The sequence below is a fragment of the Haliea sp. genome (genome assembly GCF_040222615.1).
GTDB lineage: Bacteria > Pseudomonadota > Gammaproteobacteria > Pseudomonadales > Halieaceae > Haliea.
Window position 1 is genome coordinate 1 of the sequence record NZ_JAVKCQ010000175.1, and the last position, 1,607, is coordinate 1,607.

Genomic DNA, 1,607 nt, shown 5'->3' on the forward strand with positions numbered 1-1,607 from the left:
CGGTGCTGCTCTCTATTCGGGTATCACCCCACTCACCGAGGTATTCAGTTGTGCGCCCGATGCCAATACCCAGGCGCTGCTGGTTACACGCAACAGCGGCTCTATCGCGGGTAACGGGGCTGCGTGGCTGGCGTACCTCAATGCCGGCGGCATCATTATCACCGAGTTCCAGAATCCGGAGGCCGTCTACAATGAGATTTATGGCACTGCCTACACGAGTGAGTTTGTTGGTGATTGCCAGGACAACGTGATGCCGTCCACGATCCTCAACCCCTCGGACCCCTTCTGGCTGGCGAACCCGCTGACCCCGGTGGGTCCCACCGAAGACAGCTGTGGTTCCGACCTCCAGGACGTGGTGGATGGTGAAGGCGGCGCGGTGGTGGCGCTCGGGGCCCGCGACGATGGCAGCGTCTCCCTGGCCTACCGCACCCAGGGCAGCGGCGTTCTCTTTCTCTCGGGCGCCGATTGGCAAGATGGCCAAACGTCCTATACAGATTCGTCGAGGAGCCTGTTCGGCGGTATGATTGTCGCGAGACTGACTGCTGCTGTCAGTGCGGTTCCGGTTCCCGCGCTGCCACTGTGGCTGCTGGGTGTCATGGGAGCCTTGCTGGCGGGTCTGGGGCTGAGGAAGCTGCGCAAAGCCTGAGCAACGGCACAGGCTGTTGCCGCAAGCCCGGTTTTTGCCGGGCTTGTTTGTTTTCCGCCCCGCCGCACCCCGCCCAACCGGTCTTGCCTCAGGGGGACCCAGCCGGTAAATTGCGCCCTCTTGCAGCAGCCGCGTCGCGCATTTCCGGAGCCCTCATGATCAGACCCTTTGCAGCCATCGCCACAGGTGCGGGGGGGAAGCTTGCAGCCCCCCTGCGGGCCTGATCGTGGCTTCCATCCTGCAACTGCGCGCCGCGGTGTGCGCCCTCGCCGATGGCGGTGTGATCGCCTGCCCCACCGAGGCGGTCTGGGGCCTCAGCTGCGACCCCGACAATCCGGAGGCGGTAGCGCGCCTGCTGTACCTCAAACAGCGCCCGATAGAGAAGGGATTGATCCTGGTGGCAGCGGACATGGACCAGTTCGGCCCGCTGCTGGAGGGGCTGACGGAGACCCAGCGCAGCAAGCTCGCGCTTTCCTGGCCCGGGCCGTCAACCTGGCTGATCCCCCACCATGATCGCGTGCCGCCGTGGATTCACGGCGGTAATTCCAGGGTCGCGGTGAGAGTAAGTGCTCACACAGGATTGGTGGCGCTGTGTCGTGCCTGGGGCGGTGCGCTGGTTTCCACCTCCGCCAATCCCGCCGGCAGCCGCCCCGCCCGGGCGCAGTTCCAGGTGCAGCGCTACTTTCGCGAGCAGCTGGATGCGGTGCTGCCCGGGGCGCTGGGGGGTGCCGACCGCCCCACGGTGATTCGCGATCTGCTCACTGACCGGGTGCTGCGATCCTGAGTGCATTGCCATGCGGGTGCCCCGGCGGGACAGCATGCGTATAATGGCCGGCAAATCGCAGTTGCCAGCGGAAAAATCATGCAACCAGAAGCCGTAAAAGCCTATCTGCTCCAGCTCCAGGAAAGTATCTGCGAGGCCCTGGCCGCCGAGGACGGCAGCGCCGGCTTTATCGTTGAG

General features: G+C 64.9%; 2 protein-coding genes. Both read left to right on the plus strand.

Going from position 1 to position 1,607, the window contains the following annotated elements; translation table 11 throughout:
• The coding region (locus tag RJQ10_RS14420) for a hypothetical protein (RefSeq protein WP_350147807.1) at positions 1 to 646 on the plus strand (646 nt) is incomplete at its 5' end.
• A 226-nt stretch (positions 647 to 872) separates the two neighbouring features.
• Positions 873 to 1,430: an L-threonylcarbamoyladenylate synthase type 1 TsaC gene (gene tsaC, locus RJQ10_RS14425; RefSeq protein WP_350147810.1), complete on the plus strand. Its 558-nt coding sequence runs from the start codon at positions 873 to 875 to the stop codon at positions 1,428 to 1,430.
• Positions 1,431 to 1,607: the final 177 nt, after the last annotated feature.